The sequence below is a fragment of the Ideonella oryzae genome, assembly GCF_024055665.1.
In the GTDB taxonomy this organism is placed as follows: domain Bacteria; phylum Pseudomonadota; class Gammaproteobacteria; order Burkholderiales; family Burkholderiaceae_C; genus Ideonella; species Ideonella oryzae.
This window is the reverse complement of the sequence record NZ_JAMXMC010000001.1, coordinates 495,660-521,602: the sequence shown is the minus strand read 5'-3', so window position 1 is coordinate 521,602 and position 25,943 is coordinate 495,660. Positions and strand designations below refer to the sequence as shown.

26 protein-coding genes are annotated in these 25,943 nt (G+C 71.7%); 16 read left to right on the top strand and 10 right to left on the bottom strand.

Annotation, left to right across the window (positions count from 1 at the left end):
• Positions 1 to 11: 11 nt before the first annotated feature.
• From M0L44_RS02485 to M0L44_RS02475, 3 genes are all read right to left on the bottom strand, one after another.
• Positions 12 to 413, bottom strand: a complete 402-nt coding sequence (locus M0L44_RS02485) for a GFA family protein (RefSeq protein ID WP_252768018.1) — start codon at positions 411 to 413, stop codon at positions 12 to 14.
• Positions 410 to 739: a hypothetical protein gene (locus M0L44_RS02480; protein WP_252768017.1), complete on the bottom strand. Its 330-nt coding sequence runs from the start codon at positions 737 to 739 to the stop codon at positions 410 to 412. The genes M0L44_RS02485 and M0L44_RS02480 overlap by 4 nt, the downstream gene beginning before the upstream one ends.
• Before the next feature lie 66 nt (positions 740 to 805).
• Positions 806 to 1,693, bottom strand: a complete 888-nt coding sequence (locus M0L44_RS02475; RefSeq protein WP_252768016.1) for a LysR family transcriptional regulator — start codon at positions 1,691 to 1,693, stop codon at positions 806 to 808.
• 98 nt (positions 1,694 to 1,791) lie between these two features.
• Here M0L44_RS02475 and M0L44_RS02470 point away from each other — a divergent pair, with 98 nt between their 5' ends.
• Together M0L44_RS02470 and M0L44_RS02465 are read left to right on the top strand one after the other, a co-directional pair.
• Positions 1,792 to 3,393: an NADH-quinone oxidoreductase subunit L gene (locus M0L44_RS02470; protein WP_252768015.1), complete on the top strand. Its 1,602-nt coding sequence runs from the start codon at positions 1,792 to 1,794 to the stop codon at positions 3,391 to 3,393.
• Positions 3,394 to 3,428: 35 nt separating this feature from the next.
• Positions 3,429 to 5,936, top strand: a complete 2,508-nt coding sequence (locus M0L44_RS02465) for a YbcC family protein (protein WP_252768067.1) — start codon at positions 3,429 to 3,431, stop codon at positions 5,934 to 5,936.
• A 14-nt stretch (positions 5,937 to 5,950) separates the two neighbouring features.
• On the opposite strand, the gene M0L44_RS02460 is transcribed toward M0L44_RS02465, so the two are convergent.
• The 3 genes from M0L44_RS02460 to M0L44_RS02450 are packed head-to-tail and all read right to left on the bottom strand — an operon-like array spanning position 5,951 to position 8,667.
• A complete protein-coding gene (locus M0L44_RS02460) occupies positions 5,951 to 6,652 on the bottom strand; it encodes a TetR/AcrR family transcriptional regulator (RefSeq protein WP_252768014.1) in 702 nt (233 codons plus the stop codon).
• A gap of 31 nt (positions 6,653 to 6,683) precedes the next feature.
• On the bottom strand, positions 6,684 to 7,874 hold the full coding sequence (locus tag M0L44_RS02455; RefSeq protein WP_252768013.1) for an amidase: 1,191 nt from the start codon (positions 7,872 to 7,874) through the stop codon (positions 6,684 to 6,686).
• Positions 7,867 to 8,667, bottom strand: coding sequence for a cysteine hydrolase family protein (locus M0L44_RS02450; RefSeq protein WP_252768012.1), 801 nt, complete (start codon positions 8,665 to 8,667; stop codon positions 7,867 to 7,869). The genes M0L44_RS02455 and M0L44_RS02450 overlap by 8 nt, the downstream gene beginning before the upstream one ends.
• Before the next feature lie 269 nt (positions 8,668 to 8,936).
• Between M0L44_RS02450 and M0L44_RS02445 the strand changes: the two genes are divergently transcribed.
• Genes M0L44_RS02445 through M0L44_RS02425 form a run of 5 tightly spaced genes read left to right on the top strand, consistent with a single transcriptional unit; the run spans position 8,937 to position 15,128 of the window.
• Entirely contained in the window at positions 8,937 to 9,923 is a 987-nt protein-coding gene (locus M0L44_RS02445; RefSeq protein ID WP_252768011.1) for a BMP family protein, read from the top strand.
• 6 nt (positions 9,924 to 9,929) lie between these two features.
• Entirely contained in the window at positions 9,930 to 11,531 is a 1,602-nt protein-coding gene (locus M0L44_RS02440; protein ID WP_252768010.1) for an ABC transporter ATP-binding protein, read from the top strand.
• The gene (locus tag M0L44_RS02435) at positions 11,528 to 12,607 is read left to right on the top strand and encodes an ABC transporter permease (RefSeq protein ID WP_252768009.1); all 1,080 of its coding nucleotides are present in this window, start codon (positions 11,528 to 11,530) and stop codon (positions 12,605 to 12,607) included. Before M0L44_RS02440 ends, M0L44_RS02435 begins: the two co-directional genes overlap by 4 nt.
• A complete protein-coding gene (locus M0L44_RS02430) occupies positions 12,604 to 13,521 on the top strand; it encodes an ABC transporter permease (protein ID WP_252768008.1) in 918 nt (305 codons plus the stop codon). The genes M0L44_RS02435 and M0L44_RS02430 overlap by 4 nt, the downstream gene beginning before the upstream one ends.
• Entirely contained in the window at positions 13,518 to 15,128 is a 1,611-nt protein-coding gene (locus M0L44_RS02425) for a gamma-glutamyltransferase family protein (protein WP_252768007.1), read from the top strand. The genes M0L44_RS02430 and M0L44_RS02425 overlap by 4 nt, the downstream gene beginning before the upstream one ends.
• A gap of 19 nt (positions 15,129 to 15,147) precedes the next feature.
• Here M0L44_RS02425 and M0L44_RS02420 read toward each other — a convergent pair whose 3' ends face one another.
• Complete coding sequence (locus M0L44_RS02420; RefSeq protein ID WP_252768006.1) at positions 15,148 to 15,663, bottom strand: MarR family winged helix-turn-helix transcriptional regulator; 516 nt, start codon at positions 15,661 to 15,663, stop codon at positions 15,148 to 15,150.
• A gap of 29 nt (positions 15,664 to 15,692) precedes the next feature.
• On the opposite strand from M0L44_RS02420, the gene M0L44_RS02415 reads away from it, so the two are divergent.
• Positions 15,693 to 16,424 carry a siderophore-interacting protein gene (locus M0L44_RS02415; RefSeq protein WP_252768005.1) on the top strand — a complete coding sequence of 244 codons (732 nt, stop codon included), beginning with the start codon at positions 15,693 to 15,695 and terminating at the stop codon, positions 16,422 to 16,424.
• Positions 16,425 to 16,473: 49 nt separating this feature from the next.
• The gene (locus M0L44_RS02410; RefSeq protein ID WP_252768004.1) at positions 16,474 to 16,818 is read left to right on the top strand and encodes a DMT family transporter; all 345 of its coding nucleotides are present in this window, start codon (positions 16,474 to 16,476) and stop codon (positions 16,816 to 16,818) included.
• A gap of 15 nt (positions 16,819 to 16,833) precedes the next feature.
• Here M0L44_RS02410 and M0L44_RS02405 read toward each other — a convergent pair whose 3' ends face one another.
• Entirely contained in the window at positions 16,834 to 18,150 is a 1,317-nt protein-coding gene (locus tag M0L44_RS02405; RefSeq protein WP_252768003.1) for a sensor histidine kinase, read from the bottom strand.
• Positions 18,151 to 18,165: 15 nt separating this feature from the next.
• The gene (locus tag M0L44_RS02400) at positions 18,166 to 18,861 is read right to left on the bottom strand and encodes a response regulator transcription factor (RefSeq protein ID WP_252768002.1); all 696 of its coding nucleotides are present in this window, start codon (positions 18,859 to 18,861) and stop codon (positions 18,166 to 18,168) included.
• A gap of 208 nt (positions 18,862 to 19,069) precedes the next feature.
• Between M0L44_RS02400 and M0L44_RS02395 the strand changes: the two genes are divergently transcribed.
• The 3 genes from M0L44_RS02395 to M0L44_RS02385 are packed head-to-tail and all read left to right on the top strand — an operon-like array spanning position 19,070 to position 21,512.
• Entirely contained in the window at positions 19,070 to 19,594 is a 525-nt protein-coding gene (locus tag M0L44_RS02395; RefSeq protein WP_252768001.1) for a hypothetical protein, read from the top strand.
• Between the two features lie 30 nt (positions 19,595 to 19,624).
• Complete coding sequence (locus M0L44_RS02390) at positions 19,625 to 20,467, top strand: sterol desaturase family protein (RefSeq protein ID WP_252768000.1); 843 nt, start codon at positions 19,625 to 19,627, stop codon at positions 20,465 to 20,467.
• A gap of 43 nt (positions 20,468 to 20,510) precedes the next feature.
• The gene (locus M0L44_RS02385) at positions 20,511 to 21,512 is read left to right on the top strand and encodes a hypothetical protein (protein ID WP_252767999.1); all 1,002 of its coding nucleotides are present in this window, start codon (positions 20,511 to 20,513) and stop codon (positions 21,510 to 21,512) included.
• A 6-nt stretch (positions 21,513 to 21,518) separates the two neighbouring features.
• Here M0L44_RS02385 and M0L44_RS02380 read toward each other — a convergent pair whose 3' ends face one another.
• Positions 21,519 to 22,193: a TetR/AcrR family transcriptional regulator gene (locus M0L44_RS02380; protein ID WP_252767998.1), complete on the bottom strand. Its 675-nt coding sequence runs from the start codon at positions 22,191 to 22,193 to the stop codon at positions 21,519 to 21,521.
• A 112-nt stretch (positions 22,194 to 22,305) separates the two neighbouring features.
• Between M0L44_RS02380 and M0L44_RS02375 the strand changes: the two genes are divergently transcribed.
• The 4 genes from M0L44_RS02375 to M0L44_RS02360 are packed head-to-tail and all read left to right on the top strand — an operon-like array spanning position 22,306 to position 25,931.
• Positions 22,306 to 22,734, top strand: coding sequence for a DUF2147 domain-containing protein (locus M0L44_RS02375; protein ID WP_252767997.1), 429 nt, complete (start codon positions 22,306 to 22,308; stop codon positions 22,732 to 22,734).
• Entirely contained in the window at positions 22,734 to 23,663 is a 930-nt protein-coding gene (locus tag M0L44_RS02370) for a TorF family putative porin (protein ID WP_252767996.1), read from the top strand. The genes M0L44_RS02375 and M0L44_RS02370 overlap by 1 nt, the downstream gene beginning before the upstream one ends.
• A 1-nt stretch (position 23,664) precedes the next feature.
• Entirely contained in the window at positions 23,665 to 25,284 is a 1,620-nt protein-coding gene (locus tag M0L44_RS02365) for a xylulokinase (RefSeq protein ID WP_252767995.1), read from the top strand.
• Positions 25,281 to 25,931: a class II aldolase/adducin family protein gene (locus tag M0L44_RS02360; protein ID WP_252767994.1), complete on the top strand. Its 651-nt coding sequence runs from the start codon at positions 25,281 to 25,283 to the stop codon at positions 25,929 to 25,931. The genes M0L44_RS02365 and M0L44_RS02360 overlap by 4 nt, the downstream gene beginning before the upstream one ends.
• Positions 25,932 to 25,943: the final 12 nt, after the last annotated feature.

Below are 25,943 nucleotides of genomic sequence, written 5' to 3'. Positions count from 1 at the left end.
CGCGCGCCAGGCTAGACGATGTGCGCCACGCCCTGCGGCATCGTCACCCAGCTGTGCATGCGCTCCTCGTACACCGACAAGGCGGGCCCGGGGAAGGCCGGGTCTGCGAACGCACCCACCGGGATGCCGACAAAGTCGTCCTGGTCGGCCATGCTGTAGAAAACGGTGGCGCCGCATTCGGGGCAGAAGGTGAAGCGGCACTGGCCACCTTCGTCACCGGTCCGTGTGTAGGTGCGGCCGGTCCCGGCGGTGCGGACCGCCTCCCGCGGAAAGCGGGCCTGCGCGCCGAACACGCTGCCCGTGCGCCGCTGGCAGGTCAGGCAGTGGCAGACGGCCACGCGGATCGGGTCGCCTTGAACGGTGGCGGTCAGCTGACCGCAGCTGCAACTGGCCAGGCGGGTGGGCGTGGTCATGGGTGGGAGGCGGGGGCGACCACGCCCTGGACCTTGCTGGCGGCCGCGTCCACGCCGTGTGCGGCGGCACTGGCCCCGTGGGCGACGCCTCCGGCCGCGGCACGGACGCCGTGGGCCGTGGCACTGGCGGCCCGTTCGATGCCATGCGCAGCCGCCTTGACCCCACGCTGAACGCCACTCGCAGCGGCTTCGGCACCGCGCTCGATGGCATGTTCCACCTTCTGGACAACCCCGGGCGACTGCGTTTCAGGCTCGGCCGCCAGACAAGGCGTCAGGCAGGACCAGCACAGCCAGGAAGACACGACGAGAGCGGTCGAAGTTTTCATCATGGGCCTTCATCAAGATGGCGATGCGCCTAGCCTACCTCAGCTGTCTGGCCAGGGCCGCCCCCTTCAACGCAGCGGGTTCAGCAGCCCATCGAGCGCCTGGGGCCGCAGGCGGTGCGGCGCGGTGATGGCGTAGAAGCTCTCCCGCAAGGGCTCGCTGCGGCCGGTCACGCTCAGCAGGCCGCTCTTGAGCTCGTCCTGCACCACCACCTCGGGCAGCAGGGCAAGCCAGCCACTGTCGCGTGCGAGCAGACGCAGCATGGCCATGTCGTCCACCTCGGCGCGGATGCGCGGGCGCACGCCGGCGGCCTGGCACAGGGCGTCGAACTGAGCGCGCAGTGCGTGGCGCGGACCGGGCAGGGCCATGTCCAGCCCGCCCAGGTCGTCGGGGATGCGCAGCTGCCGGCCTTGCCAGCGGGCCGTGGGGCCCACCAGTGACACGGACTGGCTGCCCACCAGCCGGCAGTGCAGGGGGTGATCGGGATCGGTGGTGGGCACCGGCTCGTTGGCCAGCACCACGTCGAGCTGGTGGGCCTTGAGCCGGGCCACCAGGCCTTCCAGCGTGCCCGATTCCAGCGAAAGCATGACGGCGGGGTCCTCCAGCGCGGGGCGCAGCCAGTTTTCCTGGAAGTTGCGCGACAGCGTGGCCACGCTGCCGATGCGCAGGCGCTGCACCCCGTCGCCGCTGCCCTGCAGACGACCCAGCATGGCCTGGCCCAGGCCGAAGATCTGGTCGGCATAGGCCAGCACCAGCTGACCGGAGGCGGTCAGCGCGAGCCGCCGTCCCCGGCGGTCGAACAGCGTCTCGCCCAGCCGCTCCTCCAGCTGGCGGATCTGGGCTGACAGCGCCGACTGCGAGGTGTGCAGGGCCTCGGCCGCCCGGGTCAGGTGCCCCAGCCGGGCCACCCGCCAGAAGTAGAACAGGTGGTGGAAATTCAGCTGCTCGACGTTCATTGATTCCGTTAAACAGAACGAATTGTTCTGATCATTGAATTTTACAGAATGAACTAGGGTGAACACCATAGCGCCTGTTCCAACCGAGCCGCTGTGTGATGCCCGTGACCGAAGTCCATTTGTCGTCCTCCTGGGGGGGCTGGGCCCTGAGCCTGTGCGTGCTCTCGCCCCTGCTGCTGATGGCGCCGGCGGCCGGGGTGGCCGCCTCGCCCCTGGGCCGCGGCACGGCCCGGTGGGCCTGGCGCCTCTGGAGCGGGGCGGCCGCGCTGTCCTGTGTGGGGGCCGTGGGCGCGGTGGGGCTGCTCGCTGCGGGCATGGCGCCGCCAGCATTGCCGTTGCTGGCCTCCAGCCTGCCGGCCGCCTGGGCGGCGCTGCTGGTGCAGGCGCTGGCGGGCGTGATCGGTGCTTTTGCCCAACGCTACCTGCAGGGTGAGCCGGGCCAGGGGCGGGCGGTGCGGGGGCTGGCCGGCGTGCTGGCTGCCGTGCACCTGCTGCTGCTGGCCGACCATTGGCTGCTGCTGATCACCGCCTGGATGGCACTGGGCCAGGCCCTGCACGGCTTGCTGTGCTTCTACCCGGACCGGCCCTTTGCCCAGTTGGCGGCTCACAAGAAGCGGGTGAGCGACCGCCTGGCCGATGTGCTGCTGCTGCTGGCCGCGCTGCTGGCCTGGCATGCGGTGGGCAGTGGCCGCATCTCGGCAGCCCTGGCCCTGCCGGCCGCACCAGGGATGTCCTGGGCCGCGGTGGCGCTGGCGCTGGCGGTGGTGCTGCGCATGGCCCTGGTGCCGCTGCACGGCTGGCTGCTGCAGGTGATGGAGGCGCCCACCCCGGTGTCGGCGCTGCTGCATGCCGGGGTGGTGAACCTGGGCGGGGTGGTGCTGATCCGCTTTGCGCCCTGGCTGGACGCCTCGCCCGCCGCCCGCGGCCTGCTGGTGGTGGCCGGCCTGGGCAGCGCGCTGCTGGCCGCCTTTGCCATGCTCACCCGCATCAGCATCAAGGTGCGGCTGGCCTGGTCCACCGTGGCGCAAATGGGCTTTCTGGTGCTGGAGTGCGGGCTGGGCCTGTACCCCATGGCGGCGCTGCACCTGATCGGCCATTCGCTCTACAAGGCCCACCACTTCCTGGCCGCGTCCAGCGTGGTGAGCGAGACGCGCGAGCGCATGCTGGCCACGCCGGGCCCCGTGGCACGCGCCAGCCTGCTGGCCGCACCTTGGGTGTCCACCGCGGTGGTCGTGGCACTGCTGCAGGGGCTGCATGGGCTGGTGGGTGGGGCGCCGAGCTGGCCGCTGTGGTGGACGGCCATCCTGGCCCTGGCCTGGTCGCCGCTGCTGTGGCTGCCCGCTGGTGGCCGTGGGACCGTCTGGTCGGGGGGGCTCACCGGCCTGGGCACCGTGTGCGGGCTCACCGCCCTGGCGTGGCTGGGGCACCAACTGCCGCTGGGCGTGGCGGCCCAACCGCATCTGGCGTTGGGTGTCCTGGCCCTGTGCGGCATGGCGGCGCTGCACGGTGGGCTGCTGGCCCTGCAGTGGCGCGGCGGGGTGTGGCCCGCTGCCCACCGCTGGACCTATGCCGGCTACTACGTGGACGACCTGGTCACCCGTCTGGCCTGCCGGCTGTGGCCCAGCACCTGGGCCGCGGGTGCCTGGCGCGGCCATGGGCCGTCCGGTGCCACGGGTCTTCCGGCCCGGTCCGCTGCGTGATCTCTGCGTGAACCGTCTGCGAGGTGTCTTCCGTGATGGATCTTTCCCTGCCCGTGCGCCCCGTTCGCGGAGCTTCGGCCTCTGGTGAACGCCCGGAGGTCGATCCCCGTGTCGAGGCCGCCTGCGACCAGGCCTGCCAACAATTCGCCCCAGTCTGGCCGCTGGACCAGTCCATCGCGGTCAACCCGCACTGGCAGCGCATCGGCCTGCCGCTGCGCCGGGTGGCCGCCCGTCTGGCGGTGCTGGCCGGCGTGCAGGTGCTGCCGCCACGCGCGCTGCTGGCCCAGGCCCGGCGGGAGGGTCGCATCCAGCCCGAGGACTTGCGCGCCGCGCTGACCCTGGCCGGCCAGCCGGTCAGCCGCGAGGCCGAGTGCCTGCAGGCCCTGCGGGCCCCTCTGGGCATCACGCCGTTGCCCCTGCTGATCGACACCCTTGACGACGACCCGCGGCGCCAGGAGCGACTGAGCTGGCGCCAGGCCATCACCCACCAGGTCAGCCAGACCTGCGCGGCCTACTTCGACCGCGACCAGGCCGACTGGCAGCCGCAACGTTCCGGCGGGTTGTTCGCCTTCTGGCGCGACAGCTTGGTGCACGACCACGGCATGGGCTGGCTGATGGGCCTGCCCGGGCTGCGTGACGGCCTGCATGCCCTGCCCGAAACCCGTGGGCAGGCCGAGCGCTGGGCGCTGGAACGCCTGGGCCTGCATCCGGCCATCTGGGCCGACTACCTGGAGGCTGTGCTGTGGACGGTGCAGGGCTGGGCCGCCTGGTGTGCCCATCAGGGCTGGCAGGCTCGGCAGCGGGGCTGCCAGGACGACACCCTGCGCGACCTGCTGGCCGTCCGCCTGGCCTGGGGCGCCCTGCTGGTGGAATGCAAGACGGACCATGCCGCCCGCCAGGCCGTGGCCGCACTGCAGCAGGCCTGGCAGCAGGCGCCCGCGCGCCTGGCCCAGGCCGAAGCCACGCTGTGGGCCGACGAGATCTGGCAAAGCGCGCTGGAACAGGGCTACCAGCGTGCGCTGGCGCGGACCCTGCACCAGGTGCCCCAGCCACTACAGACCGCGCCAGACGTGCAGGCCGTGTTCTGCATCGACGTGCGCAGCGAGCGCCTGCGCCGGGCCGTGGAGGCGGCCGATCCGGCGGTCCAGACCCTGGGCTTTGCCGGCTTCTTCGGCGTGCCGGCCACCTACACCCCGCTGGGCACCGCCTTGCAGCGCCCCCAGCTGCCGGGCCTGTTGGCGCCCACCGTGGCGATGGGCGATGTGCTGGTGGGCTCAGAGGGTGAGCTACTGTCGGCGCAGTTGACCGAGCGGGCCCGCCAGGCCCGCCAGCGCCAGGCCCAGCGCAGCCAGCAACTGGCTGCGACCGGCCGCTGGCCCGGCACCGCTTTCTCCTATGTCGAGGCTGCCGGCTGGGGCTATCTGGGTGGGCTGCTGGGCTGGCTGAAGCCTTCGGCGGCCCCGCGGCCCCGGGCCGATCTGAGGGGGCTGTCGGCCCGCTACCGGCCGCTGTGCCGGCCCGCGCTGCAGGGCCTGCCGCTGGGCGACCAGGTGGCGCTGGCCGCCCGCGTGCTGCGTGGCATGGGCCTGACCGACGGCCTGGCGCCGCTGGTGCTGCTGGTGGGCCATGGCAGCCAGTCGGCCAACAACGCCCATGCCGCCGGCCTGGACTGCGGGGCCTGCGGTGGCCAGACCGGCGAGGCCAATGTGCGCGCCCTGGTGCGCCTGCTGAACGACCCCGCCGTGCGGGCTGGCCTGGCCGGTGCGGGCCTGGTGCTGCCCGCGCAGACCACCTTCGCCGCGGCCCTGCACAACACCACCACCGACGCGCTGGAGTGGTTCGACGAAGACCTGTTGCCGCCGGCCAGCCAGGCGCAGGTGGCGCGTGCCCGCCGGGCCTTCGACCAGGCCAGGGTGCAGGTGCGCCGCGAGCGGGCCCCTTCGCTGGGGCTGGACCCGGCCCTGCCGCCCGATCGCCTGTTCATGGCCTTGCGCCGGCGTGCCAACGACGGTGCCCAGACCCGGCCGGAGTGGGGTCTGAGCGGCAACGCGGCCCTGGTCATCGCCCCCCGCGCCCGCACCCGCGGGCTGATGCTGGACGGCCGGGTCTTCCTGCACGACTACACGCCTGCGGCCGACCCCGAGGGCCAGCTGCTCGCCCAGCTGATGACCGCCCCGATGCTGGTGGCCCACTGGATCAACTGGCAGTACCACGCGGCGGTGTGCGAGCCCGAGCGCCTGGGCAGCGGCAACAAGCTGCTGCACAACGTGGTGGGCGGGCGCATCGGCGTGTTCGAGGGCAATGGCGGCGACCTGCGCACCGGCCTGTCGCGCCAGTCGGTGCATGACGGCCAGCGCTGGGTGCACGAGCCGCTGCGCCTGACGGTGGTCGTCGACGCCCCGGCCGCCGCCATCGAGCGGGTGCTGGCCACGCAGGAGGTGGTGCGCCAGCTGGTGGACAACGGCTGGCTGCACCTGTGGCGCTTTGGCCCGTCAACCTGTCAGCGCTATCTTCAGGGACGCTGGGAGCCGCTGCCCCCGTGACCCGCCGCTGCGGCTCAGGCGACGGACGGGACCGGCGTGGTGGACGTCAGAAAGCCGACCAGCATCTGGTGGGTCTGTTGGCGATAGCTGGCCTGCCAGTCGGCGGTCAGCATGTCGCGCTGGAAGATGCGCGACAGGGTGTAGGCGTGTGACTTGCCGTAATAGATGGCGCCCACCATCGCCACATAGAGCTGCATGGCGTCGATGCCGGCGCGGAAGCAGCCCTCGGCTTCGCCGCGGCGCAGCAGCTGCTCCAGCTGCTGCAGCACCGGCGAGGCCATCTGCGGAATCTGCCGGGACCGCTTCAGGCAGGCCGCCTTGTTCAGGTTCTCGTAGGCCAGCAGGTTGCGCAGCTCGGGGTGGCGCTCGAAGTGTCTGTTGATGAAGTCGAACATCAGCAGCACGCCCTGCAGCGGGGCCACGTCGCCCAGGTTCAGTTGCAGCTCCTGCGCGCGCAGCTGGGACAGCACCTCTTCCAGCACGCACAGGTACAGCGCCTCCTTGCCCCCGAAGTAGTGGTAGATCATGCGCACGTTGGACTTGGCGCGCTGGGCGATCTTTTCCGTGCGGGCGCCGCTGTAGCCCTTGGCGGCGAACTCGGCGGTGGCGGCCTTTAGGATGTTGGCGCGGGTCTTGGCCGGATCACGCTTGATGGCTGTGGCGGCGGCCCGTTTCGCGGTCGGGCGGGCGGTGGCGGTGGACGAAGGGGTCGACATGGGCAGGAGGAGGCCGGACAGGAGATCGGCCTCAGGCCGGGGTGATTGTGGCAGCCAGACGCAGCAGCTCGCGGTCCCGGCCGTGGCCGGCGATCAGCGACAGCCCCAGGGGGCGCCCCTGCCATTGCCCCAGCGGCAGCGTCACCTGCGGCAGGCCGGCCAGGCCGGCCACCGCGTTCAGGGGCAGGGCCACGCTGTAGAAGCGCCCGCGCTCGTCGTCCGTGGCCTGGCGGCTCAGGGGCGGCGTGGGGGTGGTGGGCAGCACCCAGACGGTGTCGTCCGCCAGCAGGGCCGACAGGCGCCGGGTCTGCCGGGCTCGCCAGGCGCCCCAGTGCCGGACCTGTTCAGCCGGGATGTCGAACACGCTGGCAAAGCGCGGCGCCATGGCCGGGCCGAAACGCGGCCGGTGTTCGGTGATCCACGGCCCCAGGCTTTGGCGGATCTCGTCGCCCTGCAGGCAGGTGTAGGCCTGCAGCCAGTCCTCCAGCGGGGCGTTCAGGGCCGTGCTGGCGCAGGGCCGCACGCCCAGGCGCTCGGCCAGCGGCCACAGGGCCTGGGCGCAGGCCGGGGCCACCGCCTGCCAGAGGTCCATGGGGGCCTCCAGACGCGGTGGGGGCAGGGCGGCCGCCGGGCCGGCGGGCAGCAGCACGTCGCCGACCCGCTGCAGCACGTCGCCACTGCGGGCCATCCAGCCCACGGTGTCCAGGCTGGGGGCGAAGGGGATGACGCCCTGCAGTGACACCAGGCCATGGCTGGGCCGCATGCCGTAGAGCCCGCAGAAGGCGGCCGGCACCCGCACGGAGCCCCCGGTGTCGGTGCCCAGCGCGAAGTCCACTTGCCCGCAGGCGACGGCCACGGCCGAGCCGCTGGAGGAGCCGCCGGGCAGGCAATCGGGCGCCCTGGGGTTGAGGGGAGTGCCGTGGTGGGCGTTCTCACCCTCCAGGCTGAAGGCCAGCTCGTCGGTGATGGTCTTGCCCACCAGCCGCGCGCCGGCCCGGCACAGGGCGGCCACGGCGGGGGCGTCCTGCGCGGCCGGGGCGTGCGCGGCCGCCCAGTCCGGGTTGCCGCCGCCGGTGACCGTGCCGGCCACGTCGATCAGGTCCTTGACCGCGAAGTCCAGCCCGTGCAGCGGCCCCTGGCCCGTCGATGGCCGGGCCAGCAGGCCGCCGGGCACGAAGGCGCCACACGGGTCGGGGCCGCGGCCCGGGCGGGGATCAGCCATGGTGGTTGTTCGTCTGCGCGGCCAGGGCGCCGAGCAGGGCCGTCGAGTCGCTGACGAAGCCGAAGCACTTGCGCACATTCCACAGCGTGGCCTCGGTGCAGAAGGCCGGCGAGCTGGTGGCGCAGCAGTCCTCCAGCAACACGCAGCCATAGCCCAGGAAGTTGGCGTCGGTCAGCGAATGCAGCACGCACTGGTCGGTGTTGCAGCCGGCAAAGAGCACCGTCTTCACCCCCAGGTTGCGCAGGATGCTGTCCAGCGGCGTGTCCCAGAAGCCGCTGATGCGGTACTTGTCGACCTGGATGTCCTGCGGCTCCACGGGCAGCTCGTCGACGATCGCAGCGGCCCAGGAGCCCTTTTCCAGCACGTTGCCGCGCCCGTGGGGCAGCGGGTCGCCCAGGCCGGTGCCGTGCCCGTGGGGCTTGTAGAGGTGGATCTGGTTGGGGGGCATGTTGGCCAGGTCCGGCCGGTTGCCCCAGTTCACCCACACCACCGGCACGCCCGCCTGGCGCAGCGCGGGCAACAGGGCCTGCAGGGGGCCGATGGGTGCACGGTCGGCCTGGTAGTTGCCGCCGATGTGGTCGACCCAGCCGCCTTCGGTGCAGAAGTCGTTCTGCAGGTCGATCACCACGATGGCCGTGCGGTGCAGGTCGATCACCAGGTTCTGCGGCGTGGCCGGCAGGGCCAGGCGCGCGGGGGGGCGGGCGGGCAGCGCCATGTCCACCGTCTGCTCGGTGGCCAGCCAGTGGTAGTTCGCGGCCACGCCCAGCGGACCGGCTTGCTTGAAGGATGTCATGGGGGTGCTCCTGGGGCGTGGATGCACAGAAAGCGTGCCGCGATGCCCTCATGGAGGGCGCCCTCCGGCGCGCGTCAGCGCTGCGGCCTTCCGTCATCCAATAGGTAAATGAACAATTACTTGGAGGGCAGGAAGTCTTAGCGAGATTGGTGCCATGTCGGCGGGCTTTCTCTGGCACCGATGTTGCTTCGAATCGTCGGCTTGGTAAATGAACACTTACCAGTTGCCTTCCCCAACCATCGTCACCGTGCAGGTGCAAAAGGACTGTCATGTCGTTTTCTGCTTTGTCTCGTCGCCGCCTCACCTGGGCCCTGGGGGCCGTCGCGTTCGCCGGTGCCCTGTCGCCGCTGTCGTCGTACGCGGCCGATCCGCTGCGCGTGGGCATCCTGATCCCCGGTTCCAAGTCGGACAAGGGCTGGATGGAGTCGGGCTATGACGGCCTGGTGGCCGCGCAGAAGGCCCAGGGGGACAAGGTGAAGGTGCAGATGATCGAGAACATCAACTACGCCGACATGGAACAGGCCCTGACCAACCTGGCCAGCAAGAACCAACTGGTGATCGGCGTGGGCGGGCAGACGCAGGCCGCGGTGCTGAAGATCGCCAAGCGCTTTCCCAAGACCCGCTTCTCCATCGTCGGCGGCAACAAGGGCGAGGACCTGCCCAACGTGGCCGGCTATGACGTGAAGCAGGCCGAGATCGCCTTCGTGGCCGGCGCCGCCGCCGCCATGCTGAGCAAGAACGGCGCGGTGAGCTATGTGGGCGGGATGGAGATTCCCTCGATCGTCAATGCCGGCAAGGAGTTCGGCAAGGGCGCGGCCTACATCAACCCGAAGATCAAGTACTTCGAGAACTACACCGGCGATTTCGACGACGTGGCCAAGGCCAAGGAGGCCACGCTGGCCGCCATCGCCCAGGGGGCCGATGTGCACTACCACATCCTGAACCTCGGCCTGCGCGGCATGGAGCAGGCGGCCAAGGAGAAGGGCACCCACATCATCGGCAGCTACACCGACCGCTGCGGCACGGATCCGCTCTACATCGCCTACAGCATCACCGGGGTGGGCTACCAGGTCGAGTACGCCATCGGCGAGGCCGTCAAGGGCAGCTGGAAGCCGGGCTACAAAGCCTTCGGCCTGGCCATGGGACCCAAGGCGTCCGACATGACGATCTGCGGCGCGACCCCGGCCATGAAGACCCGGATCGAGCAGATCAAGAAGGACATCCAGAGCGGGAAGATCCAGGTCCTGGAAGGCTGATCCGCCATGTCCGCGTCTTCCGCCGCCGCGCCGCCCCTGGCGCACCCGCCGCTGCTGAGCCTGCAGGGCATGGGCAAGCGCTTCGGCGCGCTGCAGGCCCTGGACGATGTCTCGCTGACCCTGGCGGCCGGCGAGATCCATTGCCTGCTGGGCGAGAACGGCGCGGGCAAGTCCACCCTGTGCAACCTGATCTTCGGCGTCTACAGGCCGGACCAGGGTGACATGGCGCTGGACGGCCAGCCCTACCGGCCGCAAGGGCCGGCGCAGGCCCTGGCGCTGGGGGTGGCGATGGTGCACCAGCATTTCAGCCTGGTGCCTGACCTCAGCGTTGTGGACAACCTGCTGCTGGGCCAGGCCCGGGGCATCCTGGACCGGCAGGGCTGTGCGCAGCGCATCAGCGAGCTGTCGGCGCGCTATGGCCTGGCGCTCGACCCCTGGGCCCGCATCGAGGATCTGTCGGTGGGGGAGAGGCAGCGGGTCGAGATCGTCAAGTGCCTGATGCGCGAGCCGCGCCTGCTGGTGCTCGATGAGCCCACCGCGGTGCTGCTGCCCGCCGAGATCGCCTCGCTGCTGGACGTCTGCGAGCGGGTGGCCGCAGCCGGCTGCGGCGTGCTGCTGGTGACGCACAAGCTGGCCGAGATCCAGCGCGTGGCCCAGCGGGCCACCGTGCTGCGCGGCGGCCGCCTGGCGGCGCGTTCCGAGCAGCCGGCGGCCGAGCTGGATCAGCTGGTGCGGGCCATGATCGCCCGCGACCTGGACAGCGCGGCCGGGCCGGCACAGCCCGAGCGCCAGCCGCGCGTCGCGGTGGCCACGCGGCGCCCGCCGGTGTTGACGGTGGACGGCCTGGGGGTGAAGGACGCGGAAGGCGTGGTCCGGCTGGACAACTTCACCCTGCTGGTCGAACCGGGCGAGATCGTCGCGGTCGCGGGGGTCGAGGGCAATGGCCAGAGCGAACTGGCCGCCGTGCTGTCGGGCATGCGGCCCGCCACCTCGGGCCGCTTCTTCCTGGCGGACCAGGAAATGACCCACGCCGGCCCCCGTGCGCTGACGGGCGCCGGCGTGGGCGTGGTGCCGGAGGACCGCCATGCCGAGGCCTGCGTGCCCGCGCTGAGCGTGGCGGAGAACCTTTTCATCGACCGGCTGCCGGAATTCCGGCGCTTCGGCTTGCTGGACCGGCGGGCGCTGGCGCGCGCCGCCGAGCTGCTGATGCAGCGCTTCGATGTCCGGGCCGCCGGTGCACAGGTGGCGTTTGGCGGCCTGTCCGGTGGCAACCAGCAGAAGGCGGTGATGGCCCGCGAGATGACGCGACCGGGCCTGCGCTTTCTGCTGGCCGCCAACCCGACCCGGGGCCTGGACGTGGGCGCGGTGCAGGCGGTCTATGGCCACATCCGCGCCGCGGCGCACGGGCCGCAGCGGGTGGGGGTGCTGCTGATCTCGTCCGAGCTTGACGAACTGCTGGCCGTGGCCGACCGGGTGCTGGTGCTGTACCGCGGCCGGGTGATGGGCACGGCGCGCATTCCCGTGGCCGACGAAGAGGGCCTGGCGGCTTTGCGCCAACGGGTCGGTCAGTGGATGGCCGGCCGAATCACCGAAGGAGCACACGCATGAGGCATGCGCTGAACATCTGGCGGGCCGGGATGCGGCGCCCGGCCATCTGGATCTCGCTGGCCGCGGTGCTGGGCGCCGGCGCGGTGGGGCTGGTGCTGGTGGCCGCGATGGGGGTCCCGGTGTCAGATGCCCTGGCCGCCTTCGCCGATGGGGCCTGGGGCTCGCCCTATGCCGTGGCCTCGTCGCTCAACCGCAGCCTGGTGCTGGCGTTGGTGGGGCTGGGCTTCATCACCGCGCAGCGGGCCCAGCTGACCAATGTGGGCGGTGAAGGCCAGATCGCCGTCGGCGGCATGGCGGCCACCGCGGTGGCGCTGTACGGCCATGTGGCCACGCTGCCCTGGGGGCTCAGCTTTGGCTTGCCTCTGCTGGCAGCCGCGCTGGCCGGGGCACTGTGGGGCGGGCTGGCGGGCTACCTGAAAGCCTGGCGGGGCACCAACGAGGTGATCGCCACGCTGCTGCTGTCGTTCATCGCCACCTGGATGGTGTACGGCGCGGTGCAGTCCGAAGCCCTGCTGCGCCAGCCCATGACCTCGGCTGCGACGCTGCCGGAGTCCCTGCCGATCCCCGAGAGCACGCAGATTCCCCTGCTGACCGGCGACTACGGCATGCCCCTGCATGCGGGCCTGCTGCTGGGGCTGCTGCTGATGGCGGTGGTGGGCGTGGTGCTGCGCCACACGGTGCTGGGGGTGCAGTTGCATGCCGTCGGGCTCAACCCCCGGGCGGCGCGGCGCGCGGGCCTGCCTGTGCGGCGCCTGGTCGTCGGCGCCCTGGTGGCCGCAGGTGCCCTGGGTGGCCTGGCCGGTGCCTGCATGCTGCAGGGCGAACAGTACTCGCTCAAGGCGGGCTTCTCGTCCGGCTACGGCTTCGACGGCCTGGTGGTGGGGCTGCTGGCGCGCAACTCGGTGTGGGGGGTGCTGTTCGGGGCGCTGCTGTTCGGCTTCCTGCGCTCCGGGGGCATCAATCTGGAGATGGTGGCCTCGGTGCCCACTGCGCTGGTCGTGGTCATCCAGGGCCTGATCATCATCACCCTGGCCGGGGCAGCCCAGGCCATGGACCGCCAGGAGGTGGCGCGATGACCGAAGAGATGGTGGCGGTGTTCGCCGGTTCCTCCATTCGCCTGGCGGCCCCGCTGCTGCTGGCCGCCAGCGGCGAGCTGGTGAGCGAACGGGCCGGGGTGTTGAACATGAGCGTGGAGGGCATGATGCTGCTCGGCGCCTTTGCCGGCGCGGCCGGCGCCTGGGCCACCGGCTCGCCCCTGCTGGGGCTGGCCATCGGCGTGCTGGCGGTGCTGCCGCTGGCGGCCTTGCAGGCCTACCTCAGCATCACGCTGCGGGCCAACCAGATCGTCACCGGCATCGGCCTGAACATCCTGGTGCTGGGGGCCACCACGCTGGCCTACCGCCTGCTGTTCGGCGGCCGCTCCCGCGTCGAGATCCCCGGGCTGGGTCCCTGGGCACCGCCCGGCCTGGCGCAGCTGCCGCTGCTGGGCGAACAGGTGTTCCGCCAGACCTGGCTGTTGTACCTGGGCCTGGTGCTGGTCGGCCTGATTGCCTGGGCCTTGCGCCACACCGCCTGGGGCCTGGCCCTGCATGCCGCGGGCACCGCGCCGCGGGCGGCGGACCAGTCCGGCCTGCCGGTTCGGCGCCTGCGCTATGGGGCGGTGATGGTCACCGGCGTGATGTCGGCCCTGGCCGGCTGCTTTCTTTCCATCGGCGACATCCACACCTTCACCGAGGGCATGACCAAGGGCGTGGGCTACCTCGCCATTGCCGCGGTGATCTTCGGCAACTGGAAGCTGGGGCGCACGCTGGCCGCCTGCCTGCTGTTCGGCGCGGCCACCGCCCTGCAGTTCCAGCTGCCGGCCCTGGGGGTGGATGTGCCCAGCGCGCTGCTGATCATGCTGCCCTACCTGCTGGCCATGCTGGCCGTGGCCGGCCTGGCCGGGCGCCAGCGCGCGCCGGCCGCACTCTCCGTCCCGTACCACCGATGAGCGCCGATCCCATTCTTCGCCAGACGCCCGCGCAGGCCGCGCGTTCGCGCCGGGGCCTGGTCACCAGCCCGCATCCCCTGGCCAGCCAGGCCGGCCTGGCCGTGCTGGCCGAGGGGGGCAATGCGGTCGAGGCCGCGATCGCCATCGCCGCGGCGCTGTGCGTGGTCTACCCCCACTTCACGGGCCTGGGAGGCGATGCCTTCTGGCTGTTGGCGGATGGCCAGGGGGCGGTGCAGGCCATCTCGGGCATCGGCCAGGCCGCGCAGGACGTGGGCGGCTACGGCGCGGGCATCCCGGTGCGCGGGCCCCGTTCGGCCCTGACCAGCGCGGCCGCGGTGGACAGCTGGGCCCAGGCCCATGCCTTCAGCGCCGCCCACTGGCAGGGCCGGCTGGGCTGGTCCCGCCTGCTCGATCCGGCCGTGGTCCTGGCCTCGGAGGGCTTTCCCGTCTCGGCCTCGCAGGCGCTCTGGGCGCAGCGGCGGGGGACGGAGCTGGGCACCTGGCCGGGTTTCGTGGCCCAGTTCTGTGCGCAGGGCCGTCACCCGGCTCCAGGTCAGCCGGTCCGCCTGCCGGCTCTGGCCCGGACCCTGGCGCGCCTGGCGCAGCAGGGGCCGCGCGAGTTCTACGAAGGCGAACTGGCCGAGCGTCTGGCGGCGGGCCTGGAGGCCGCGGGCAGCCCGCTGCGCCTGGCCGACCTGCAGGCGACACGGGCGCGCTGCGAGGCGCCCCTGCGCCTGCCCTACCGCCAGGGCGAGCTGCTGACGATCGCCCCGCCCACCCAGGGCATCACCACCCTGCAGGCCATGGGGATCCTGTCCCATGGGGACCTGGCCTCGCTGGGGGAGGGGAGTGCCCAGCACTACCACCGGGTGGTCGAGGCGATCAAGCGCGCCTTCATCGACCGGGACCGCTGGCTGGCCGACCCGGAATTCGCCGACGTGCCGGTGGCCGAGCTGCTGGCGCCGGACCACCTGCAGCGCCTGGCCCAGGGCATCTCGCCGGACATGGCCCTGCCGTGGCCGCACCGCTTCCAGACCGGCGACACCGTCTACATCGCGGTGGCCGATGGCCAGGGCCGCTGCGTGAGCCTGTTGCAGACCATCTACTACGACTGGGGCAGCGGCGTGGTGGCGGGCGACACCGGGGTGCTATGGCACAACCGCGGCGCCGCCTTCCATCCCGACCCGGCGCACCGCAACGGCCTGCAGCCAGGCAAGCGGCCCTTCCACACGCTCAACCCCGGCATCTACCTGGAAGGCGGCCGGCCCCGTCTGCTCTATGGCACCCAGGGGGCCGATGGCCAGCCGCAGACCCTGGCGATGCTGCTGACCCGCCTGATCGACCATGGCCTGGACCCGCTGGAAGCGCTGCGTCGCCCGCGCTTCCTGCTGGGCCGGACCTTTTCCGACAGCCGCGACAGCCTGAAGCTCGAAAGTGACGTGGGGGCGGCCGTGATGGACACGCTGCGACGCCTGGGCCACGAGGTGCAGCCGATCGAGGCCCAGAGCGCCCTGGCCGGCCAGCCGGGCGTGATCCACCTGGCGCCGGACGGCTGGCTGGAAGGGGCCCACGACCCCCGCAGCGAAGGCCTGGCGCTGGGGCTCTGAAACCCCGGGGGTTGACGGCTCAGCCCTTGGCCTGCCGTGGGGGCGTCGGGAACACCGGCTCGCCCAGGTTGGTCTGGACGCGCTGCAGCGCCTCGATCAGGGCACGCCGCTGTGCAGAGTTCAGCCCCGCCAGGGCCTGCTGCTCCAGCAGGCGTTCACGCTGCTGCAGCGTGTCCCGCACCGCCTGCCCCGCATCGCTCAGCCGCAGGCAGACCTGACGTCGGTCGCTGCCGTCTTCCTCGGCCAGCAGCAGGCCGCGTTCACGCAGGGACTTGATCAGCCGCGCCAGCTGGGCCTTGTCGCGGCCGCTGTGCTGGGCCAGGTCGCGCTGGGTGGCCCCGGGGTGGCGGGCGAAGAAGCCCAGCACCTTGCCTTCCATGGGGGTCAGCCCGGCCAGCGCAGGGTCCTCCACCCCGTGGTATTGCAGGCTGCGCACGCCATGCATCACGGTGTGGATCAGGTCCAGCACCGAGGCCTCGGGGGTGGGCTCCGTCTTGCCCTTTCTGTTGACAGTGTCAACCTTTTTGGGGATCATGGTTGACATTATCAACGAAGCAGCACGTCATGAGCACGAACGAGACCGACACGCCGCGGGTGCAGCGGGTGCGGCATGAACTGAAGAAGCGCGAGCTGCAGGTGCAGCGGGTGGAGCGGCTGAGCCCGTTGTTCCAGCGCGTCACGCTGACGGGCGAGTCGCTGGCCGATTTCGTCTCCGCGGCGCACGACGACCATGTGAAGATCATCCTGCCCGACGCCGCGGGCGAGACCGTGATGCGCGAGTACACCCCGCGCGAGTTCGACACCATCGCCCGCACCCTGGTGCTGGACTTTGCCCTGCATGGCGAGGGGCCGGCGGCCAGCTGGGCGGCCCAGGCGGCCGTGGGCCAGACGCTGACGGTGGCCGGCCCGCGGGGCTCCTTCGTGGTGGCCAACGATTTCGACTGGTATGTACTGATCGGCGACGAGACCGCGCTGCCGGCCATCGCCCGGCGCCTGGAAGAGCTGCCCGCGGGCTGCCGTGCCATCGTGCGCCTGGCCCTGGCCGATGCCGTGGACCGCGCGCTGCTGCCGCCCACCGCCGCCACGCTGGACCTGGGCTGGGTCGACACGGCCGAGGCCCTGGTGGACGCGGCCCGCGCCATCACCCTGCCGCCGGGCGAGGGCTATGTCTGGTGTGGCGCCGAAGGCGCGGTGGCCGCCGCGCTGCGCGATGTGATGGTGGATGAGAAGGGCCACAACCCCAAGCTGATCCGCTCGGCCGCCTACTGGAAGCGGGGCGCAGCGGCGCACGGCTGATTCTTTCGAGCTTCTGGCAGACTGGCCGGCTCCCAGCCGAGTGTCTGCCATGTTTGACGTCACCCAACCCAAGATCGCCTGGACCCTGATCCTGGTGTCTGGCGCCCTCGAGGTCGCCTTCTCCACCTCGGTCCAGCTCTCGCAGGGCTTCACCCGCCTGCTGCCCGCCGTCTCGGCCCTGCTGTTCGGGGGCCTGAGTGTCTACCTGATGAGCCTGAGCCTGTCGGTCATTCCCATCGGCACCGCCTACGCGGTGTGGGGCGGCATCGGTGCCGTCGGCACGGTGCTGGTGGGGCTGCTGGCCTTTGGCGAAACCGCCTCGCCGCTGCGTCTGGCGTGCATTGGCCTGATCGTGCTGGGCATTGCCGGGCTGCAGCTGGTTGAATCGCGCTGAAGCGGCCGCAGTGCCTCAGGGGTCCAGCGGCCCCTCCAGGCGCACGGTGAAGCCGGGCGTGTCGTTGTGCAGCGTCAGCTGCGCGCCCAGGCGCAGCGCGGCCTCGCGCACGATGGCCAGCCCCAGGCCGGTGCCGGGGCGCGCCCGGCCAGGATCCCCACGGTAGAAGGCCTGCAGCACCTGCTCGTGCTGATCGGCCGGGATGCCGGGGCCACCATCGTGCACCTCCAGCCAGAAGCGCTCACCCGACACGCCCGCGCGCACCACCACCGGGCTGCCCCCGTACTGCAGGGCGTTGTCCACCAGGTTGGCCAGCAGCCGTTCCACCAGCTGCGGGTGGCTGCGCGGCAGCACCAGGGCCGGCGGCAGCTCGGCCCGCAGCGCAAAGCCGGCAGCCTCGGCGGCGTCGTGCCGCTGCAGCACCACCTGGCGGGCGATCTGGGTCACGTCCACCACCTGGTCCAGCACCAGGGCGCCGATGCGGGCATGGTCCAGAAAGCTCTGGATCAGCTGGTCGGCCACCTGCACATTGCGTTCGATGCTGGCGCGTCGCTGCGCCACCTCCGGCGTGTCGGGCAGCAGGCTGGCGGCCAGCTGGATGCGGCCCAGCGGGCTGCGCAGGTCGTGCGACACGCCGGCCAGCATCAGGGCCCGCTCCTGTTCGAAGCGGGTCAGGCGCCTGGCCAGGGCCTGCCAGGCTTCGTCGATGGCCAGCACCTCTTCGCTGGCCCCGGGCAGCGGGGCGGCCGAATCGTCCAGGGTCTGGCCCGGCCGAAAGCGGGCCATGCGCTGGCGCAACACGTCCAGAGGCCGGGTCAGCCAGCGCGCCAGCCACCAGGCCAGCAGCGCGGCCAGCAGAACGACGAGGCCGGTGACGCCCAGGATACGCTGGGGCGGCGACGGCTCCACCAGCGGTTCGCGGATGCCGTACCAGCGTGGCCGGCCGGCGGGGCCGGTGGCCAGTTCGATCCACAGTGTGGCCGGACGCTGGCGGGTGTCGATGGCCAGGGCCAGGGGCGACAGGCCCCGTGCGGCCAACACGTCCTTCAGCGAGGTCAAGCGCGCGGCATAGACCGGCACGTGGCTGGCGCCAGGCGGGCGTTGTTCGCTCTGCAGCACCACGGTCTCGCGTGCGGGCGGCGGGTCGTCCAGGGTCCACAGCCCGGCTGCGGCTCGCAGGGCCGGGGCCCAGCGGTCCACCACCAGCTCGGCCATGGCCCGGCTGCGTTCCATGTAGAAGACCACGCCCAGCGCGGTGGTCAGGCTCAGGGCCATGACCAGCAGGGCCAGGAAGAAGCGGGTGAACAGGCGGCTGCCAGACAGCAGAGGCATGGTGTGCGCCCGATGTCAGCCGCGGGGCACGAAGACGTAGCCCTCGCCGCGCACCGTGTCCACCCATTCGGTGCCGGGGCTGGCCTCGCGCAGCTTGCGCCGCAGCCGGGCCACTTGCACGTCCACCGTGCGGTCCTGCGGCCGGTAGGGACCGGCCTGCACCGCGGCGCTCAACTGCTCGCGGCTCAGTGCCTGGCCGGCCCGCTCGGCCAACGCCACCAACAGCTTGAACTCGACGCCGGTGAGGGTCACCAGCCGGGTGTCGGCCACCACCTCGCGACGCAGCAGGTCGATGTCCAGCCCCTGAAAGCGCAGCACCGGCGTGCTGCGCACCGGCATGCCGCCACGGCGCAGCAGGGCCCGCACCCGGGCCACCAGCTCGCGGGGTTCAAAGGGCTTGGCCAGGTAGTCGTCGGCACCGATCTCCAGCCCCAGCACGCGGTCCATCGGGTCGCCGCGGGCGGTCAGCATCACGAGGCCCAGGGTGGGGTGGTCGGCGCGCCAGCGGCGGCACAGGTCCATGCCGCTGGCATCGGGCAGCATCACGTCCAGCAGCACGACCTCGGGTTGCTGTTCCGTCAGGGCCCGGGCGCCATCGGCCCCGGTGAGCACCTGGTGGGTGCGCCAGCCCTCGCGGCTCAGCAGCTCCACCAGCATGCCGCCCAGCTCGGCGTCGTCGTCCACGATCAGGATCAGGGCTTGGGTGTTCATGCGCGGGCGCTCCCGGGCGTCGGGTGGGGGATGGTGGGCAGTGTAGGCAGTGCGCCCCGGGTCGGCGAGCCTGTGACAGTTTTGAAATATTTCGTCGTTTGGCGTGGTCATGCCGGTGCCGGCCACGGCGTTCAATGAAGGCATGGATCGACGGTCTGTCGGTCCTTCACTCAACCGAATGCAGCGCTGGCTGCCAGGAGCGACCGAGATGAACGCCTTTCGTACCACCGCCCCCCGTCCCCTGATGCGTCTGCTGGGCACCGCCCTGGTGGCGCTGGCCGCCCTGCCGGTGGTCACCGTGGCGCAGGCCGCGCCGCGACACCATGGCACCACCGTCACCGGACCGCAGGGCAACACGGCCTCCCGCTCGGTGCAGCGCGGCGGCGGTGATGTCAGCACCACCACCACCGGTTTTGGTGGCCGCAGCTTCAGCCGCCAGGTGGACCGCAGTGCCAACGGCAGCAGCGCGACCGTGACCGGTGCCAACGGCAAGACGGCCAGCCGCAGCGTCAGCCGCGGGGACGGTCAGGTCAACAGCACGGTGACCGGTCCCAACGGCGGGAGTGCCAGCCGCGACGTGACGCGCGACGCCAGCGGCGCCACCGCCACCGTGACCGGGGCGAACGGCCAGACCGTCAGCCGCACCACCACCCGCGCCGATGGCAGCGGCAGCACCACCGTGACCGGCCCGAACGGCCAGAGCGGCACGGTCACCACCACCCACCAGCCCTGATCCAGCGGACAGGCAACCCTGGAGACGGCCGTGACCCTCCTGGCCCCACCGAGTGGTCTGCCTCTGCCCCGCGTGCTGGGCGGGCTGCTGGGGGTGGTGCTGGCGGCGGTCCTGGTCGAGGCTCTGGTGCTGTCGTACCGGGGCCGCTATGACTGGCGGGCTCTGGTCACCACGCTGGGGGACATGGCGCTGCGCCGCGCGGTGGGCCTCACCGGCCTGTCGCTGGCCGGGCCCTTGTTCTCCTGGGCCTGGGCCCACCGTGTGCACACCCTGGACCTGTCCACCGGCGGGCAGTGGGCGGGCCTGTTTCTGCTCAGCGAGCTGGCGTACTACGGCTTTCACCGCGCCGCCCACCGCGTGCGCTGGTTCTGGGCCAGCCACGCGGTGCACCACTCCTCGCCCCAGCTGACGCTGGCCGCCGCCCTGCGGCTGGGCTGGCTGGGCAAGCTCACCGGCAGCACGGTGTTCTTCGTGCCGCTGGTGTGGCTGGGCTTTGCGCCGGCGGCCGTGCTGGGCGTGCTGTCCTTGAACCTGCTCTACCAGTTCTGGCTGCACGCCGAGTGGCTGCCCCGCCTGGGCCCGCTGGAGTGGGTGCTCAACACGCCATCGCATCACCGGGTGCACCACGCCTGCAATCCGCGCTACATCGACCGCAACTACGGCGGGGTGCTGATCGTGTTCGACCGTCTGCTGGGCACCTTCCAGGCCGAGCAGGCCGAAGAGCCGGTGCGCTACGGCCTGGTGGGCCGGCCCCGCATCGACAACCCCATCCGCCTGGGCCTGAGCGAGTGGCAGCGGCTGGGGCGGGACCTGTGGGCTGCCACGGACTGGCGCCAGCGCCTGGCCGTGCTGGTCGGCCCACCCGGTCCCTGAGCCCTACACCTTCTTTTCACGGTTCTGTTCCGAGGAAATCACCATGACCCCTCTTCTTCAACGCATTCCCGGCCTGCGCAGCGCGGGCACCCTGGCCGGTCTGGGCCTGCTGCTGTCCCTGGCCGCCTGCGGCGGTGGCGGTGGCAGCGACAGCAGCGACACCGCCGAGGCCGACCAGGCCCAGTCCCTGAGTGCCACGGCCACCACCTCGCCGCAGGAGACGGCCCAGGTGGCCGATGCGGTGGTGGACACCGCCCTGGCGGTGGATCCGGGGTCCTTGAGCACTCCGACCAGCACCCTGGTGCATGCGGCCGCGGCCGGCACGGCCCAGCTGCAGGGCAGCGTGGATTGCGCGGGCGGCGGCACGGCCTCGGTCGTGATGACCGGGCCGACCCTGGCGGGCCTGCTCGACGGCGTGCCCGAGGCGGGCGAGGTGACCCAGCTGACCTACAGCGCCTGCAGCGGCCCCGATGCCCAGGTGGTGCTCAATGGCACCGTCACGATGACCGTGACCCAGGCCGACAGCGGTGGCCTGACCGTGAGCCTGGACACCAGCGATCTGCAGGCCGGTCTGCCCCTGTCCACCCTGGGCTGGAGCGGCAGCCTGTCGCTCACGCGCAGCGGCTCGGTCGCTGACAGCGGCGCCTCCACCACCAGCAGCGCCTGGTCGGCCAGCGGCCTGAGCCTGGTGGCCGTGCGCAACGGCCATGAGGCCGATCTGAGCTTCAACGGCAGCGGCACCCGCACCGTGCAGTGGCAAGACGGCGTGCCGCAGTCCAGCAGCTACCAGGGCTCGTCCAGCCTGGGCCTGGCCTCCAGCCGATGGAATGGCACGCTGGATGTGGCCACCCAGGGCGCGATGGTGTTCGATCCCGAGGGCGTGCCCCAGTCCGGCAGCGTGAGCCTGTCGCTGGGCCTCTACCAGTGGACGGCCACCCTGGCCGATGGCACCGCCACCGTCACGGTGGACCGCAACGGCGACGGCGTGGTGGACCGCACGCGCAGCTGGCCGGTGGCCGACTGGCTGGCCAGCGCCGCGCAGTGACGCCCCTCAGCCGGCCGCGGTGCGCCGCAGGTGCACCATGTGGCTGGCCAGCATGCCCGCCACCATGCGGGCCACGGCCTTCACGTCCAGGGGCTCGTCGAAGATCATCTCGACGGTGGCGTAGATGAGTTCCACCACGGTGCGGCTGACCAGCGTGAGTTCGGTCAGCGGGGTCTGGGGCAGGGCCTGGGCCAGCAGCCGGGCCTGCTCCTGCGCCACCGCGCCGTGGGAGGCCAGCCGCACTTCCTGCAGCGCCGGGACAGCGCGCAGGGCCCGCATGATCCACACCCCGCCCGGGGTGTTCTTCGTCACCTCGTAGGTCTCGACGATCAGGCCCTCCAGGGCGCGCTCCAGCCCGTCCAGCGGGCCGTCGAGCGCCGCGAGGGTGATCCAGTGCGCCACCACCACGTTCTGGTGCTGCATCAGGCGCTGGCCCAGTTCGCTCAGCAGCGCGTACTTGTTGGGGAAGTAGCGGTAGAGCGCGGGCGGCGTCAGCCCGGCGCGCTCGCACACCAGGTTGGTGGACAGGCGCTCGATGCCCACATCCGCCAGGGTCTGGGCCGTGACCTCCAGGATGCGTTCATAGGTCTCGGTGGCCCGCTGCTGGGCCGGCTGCTTCTTGGCGGCCAGCGGGGGCGTGCGTCGGAGGGGCGGGGTCATCGGAGGGAGGAGGGCGGTCATCCGGGATTCTCCTGGATATTTTTCTTGCCACAAAAGCTAGTCATGACTATAAACTAGTCATCACTACTTAACGAACGTCGCGTTTGCGATGGCGCAAGAAAGGGGTTCCTGCATGAAGACGGTGTTGTGTCGGATGTGTGCCATCGCGCTGTCGATGGCGGTGTGGGGGCCGGCCCGGGCGGCCGGGCCGGAGGAGGCCCAGGGGCTGTGGCTCACCGCCGCCCAGGACGCGGTGCTGGAGTTCAAGCCCTGCGCCGACCAGCCCGCCGCGCTGTGCGGTCGCATCGTCTGGGACAAGGATGCCGGTGGTGCCACCGACACCTGCGGCGTGCAGGTGGCCCGGCTGAGCCGCTATGACAACGGCGCCTGGCGCGACGGCTGGGCCTACGACCCGCGGGACAAGAAGAAATACAAGAGCGTCGTCCGGGTGAAGGACGGTGATCTCTTCATCCGCGCCTTCATCGGCGTGGAGATCCTGGGCCAGACCGAGCAGCTCAAGCGCGTCTCGGCCTTGCCGGCCGCACCGGTCTGCAAATCGTGATGGCCCTCTCACCCACCCACCCCACCACCCTGGAGACCCGTCCCACCATGTTCCTGCCCCGCACCCCCCTCTGGACCGCCGGCCTGCTGCTGGCCTGCAGTTCGGCCGCCTTCGGCCAGGAGATGGCCACCTACGCCGTGGATGCCTATGCCAAGGTGAGCTCCGACCAGCGCACCCGCGGCATCTCGGACTCCCTGAACCGGCCGGGCATCAAGCTCAGCGTGCAGGCCGTCCACGAGAGCGGGCTCATCGGCCTGCTGGAGGTCAACACGGTCAGCAAGAAGCAGTTCCTGGGTGGCGACGGCCTGGACGTGACGGTGGCTTCAGGCTATCGCTTCGGCGATCCCGAGGCCTGGCACTACGGCCTGGGTCTGGCGGCCGAGCTGTTCCCGGGTGCCAAGTTCCAGGCCCCGCATGGCATCGACCTGGCCACCGGCACGCCCACGAATGTCCGCTCGACGAACTACAACTCCGGCTTCGCGGTGGTCGAGATCGGCTACGGCGACCTGGAGGGACGCATCCTCAACGTGCTCTCCAAGACCTACCGCGGCGCCGACACCGGCGGCGTGTGCGGCCAGATGCTGCAGGTCACCCTCACCACCGATCCGACCCGGGCGCTGGAATGCTATGCGCGTGGCGACCACGACTCCCGCGGCAGCTGGCTGTTCGACCTGGACTACAAATACCACCTGGATCCGGTCACCACGCTGAACCTGCATGCGGGCTACCAGCAGATCGCGCACTTCAAGGAGGCCAACTTCACCGACTGGCGCGTGGGTCTCATCCGCCAGCAGTGGGGCGTGGAATGGGAGGCGGCCTGGGTCAAGACCCATGTGCAGGACCGCGATCTCTACCTGGTGCTGGACGGCGACCACTGGCGTGCGACGGACCAGGGCAAGGTGCTGGCCTCGGCCACCTACCGCTTCTGACATGACCCTGTCCGCGACATTCCGCCCCCGCACGGTGGACGAGCGCCTGGTGCTGGCGGTCGACCTGGGGACCTCGGGCTGCAAATGCGCCCTGGTGTCCCTGGACGGCAGCGTGCAGGCCTGGGCCTTCCGGCCGGTGCAGCTGCATGTGCAGGGCGCGCTGGCCGAGCAGGCCCCCGAGGACTGGTGGACAGCCTTTCTGGAGGCGGCCGGCGAGGTGCTGGCAGGTGATCCGAGCCTGCGCGCCCGCGTGGTGGCCGTGTGCTGCTCGACCCAGACCGAGGGCACCGTCTGCGTGGACCGCGAGGGCCGTGCGCTGGGCCGCGCCCTGACCTGGCTGGATGCGCGCGGCGCGCAGGCCATGGCGCGGCGCGCCCGCGGCCGGTTCGGCAGCATCGAGGGCTATGGCCCGCTCAAGCTCTGGCGCTGGCTGCGCCTGACCGGCGGCGCGCCCTCGCTGTCGGGCCGCGATTCGGCGGGGCACATGGTCTACATCCGTGACGAGGAGCCGGAGCGCTATGCGCGCACCCACAAGTTCCTCAATGTGCTGGACTACCTGAACCTGCGCCTGTCCGGCCGCTGCTGCGCCACCCAGGATTCGGCGGTCACGGCCTGGGTGACGGACAACCGGGATGCGCACCAGGTGCGCTACCACGCCAGCCTGATCCGCATGCTGGGTCTGGACGCCGACAAGCTGCCCGAGATCGTGCACTCCACCGACGTGCTGGGTCCGCTGCTGCCCGCGGTGGCTCAGGCCCTGGGCCTGGCGGCGAAGACCGTGGTGGTGGCCGGGGCGGTGGACAACTCCGCCGTGGCGGTGGGCGCCGCGGTCAACGATTTCGAGAGCCACCTCTACCTGGGCACCTCGTCCTGGCTGGGCGCCCATGTGCCCGCCATGAAGACCGATGTGCGGCACAAGATCGCCGCCATTCCCAGCGCGGTGGACGGTCGCTACCTGGCCATGGCCCTGCAGTCCACGGCCGGGGCCAACCTGTCCTTTCTGCGCGACCGCATCCTCTACCACCCCGACGAGCTGGCCAGCGACGAGGAGCACCCCGCCGTGTACCAGGTGCTCAACCGCATCGCGGCCCGGGTGCCGCCCGGTGCGCGCGGGCTGATCTACACGCCCTGGCTGGCCGGCGAGCGCACCCCGGTGGACGACCCCCGGCTGCGCGCCGGGCTGATCAACCTCTCGCTGGAGCACTCGCGCGAGGACATCTTCCGCGCCTTCCTGGAGGGCGTGGCCCTGAACACCCGCTGGATGCTGGAGCCCTTCGCCCGCTTCCTCGGGCGCGATGTGGGCACCATCACCGCCGTGGGCGGCGGGGCGCAGTCCGACGTCTGGTGCCAGATCATCGCCGACATCACCGGCCAGCCCATCCGCCAGCTGGTGAACTCCATCCAGGCCAATGCCATCGGCGCGACCTACATCGCCGCCGTGGGCCTGGGGGCGCTGCGCTTTGCCGACCTGGGCGAGCTGCGCCAGGTCCAGCGCGTCTACGAGCCCGCCCGCGCGCTGCGCCGCCTCTACGACGACCAGTTCCAGACCTTCAAGGAGGTGCGCGCGCGCCTGGCGCCGCTGTACCACCGCCTCAACCGGCCCCAAGGGAGCCCCGCATGAACACCGACGCCAGCACCCAGGCGCTGCGCCAGACCGTGGTGGACCTGTGCCACCGGCTCTCGCAGCGCGGCCACTTCTCCGGCACCGGCGGCAACATCGCCTTGCGCGTGGACGCCGAGCGCATCGTGGTGACGCCTTCGGCCACCGACTACCCCACCATGACGGCCGCCGATGTGTGCGTGCTGCGCCTGTCGGACCTGCGGCAGCTCGAAGGCGTGCGCCCGCCCTCGGTCGAAAGCAGCCTGCACGCCCGGGTGCTGCGCGCCCGGCCCGATGTGCGGGCCAGCATCCACACCCACCAGCCGGTGGCCAGCGCCTGCGCCCTGCTGGGCGCCGGCCTGGACGTGCCGCCGCCGTGGCAGCGCACGCTCGGGCGTCGCGTGCCTGTGGTGGGTTATGCCCCCTCGGGCAGCGGCTGGCTGGCCGGCAAGCTGGGCCGGGCCCTGCGCCCGGACACCCAGGCCTACCTGATGCGCAACCACGGCGTGCTGTGCTGCGGCCCCACGGTCGAGCAGGCCCTGCAGGCCGTGGAGGACCTGGAGACCCTGTGCCAGGACCTGCTGCGCCAGCGCATCGCCCGGCGCGCCACCCAGACCCCTTCCTTGCAAGCGCCCCTGCGCCGCGTCCTGGACGCGCTCGCGGGCTGATGTTCCATCCCC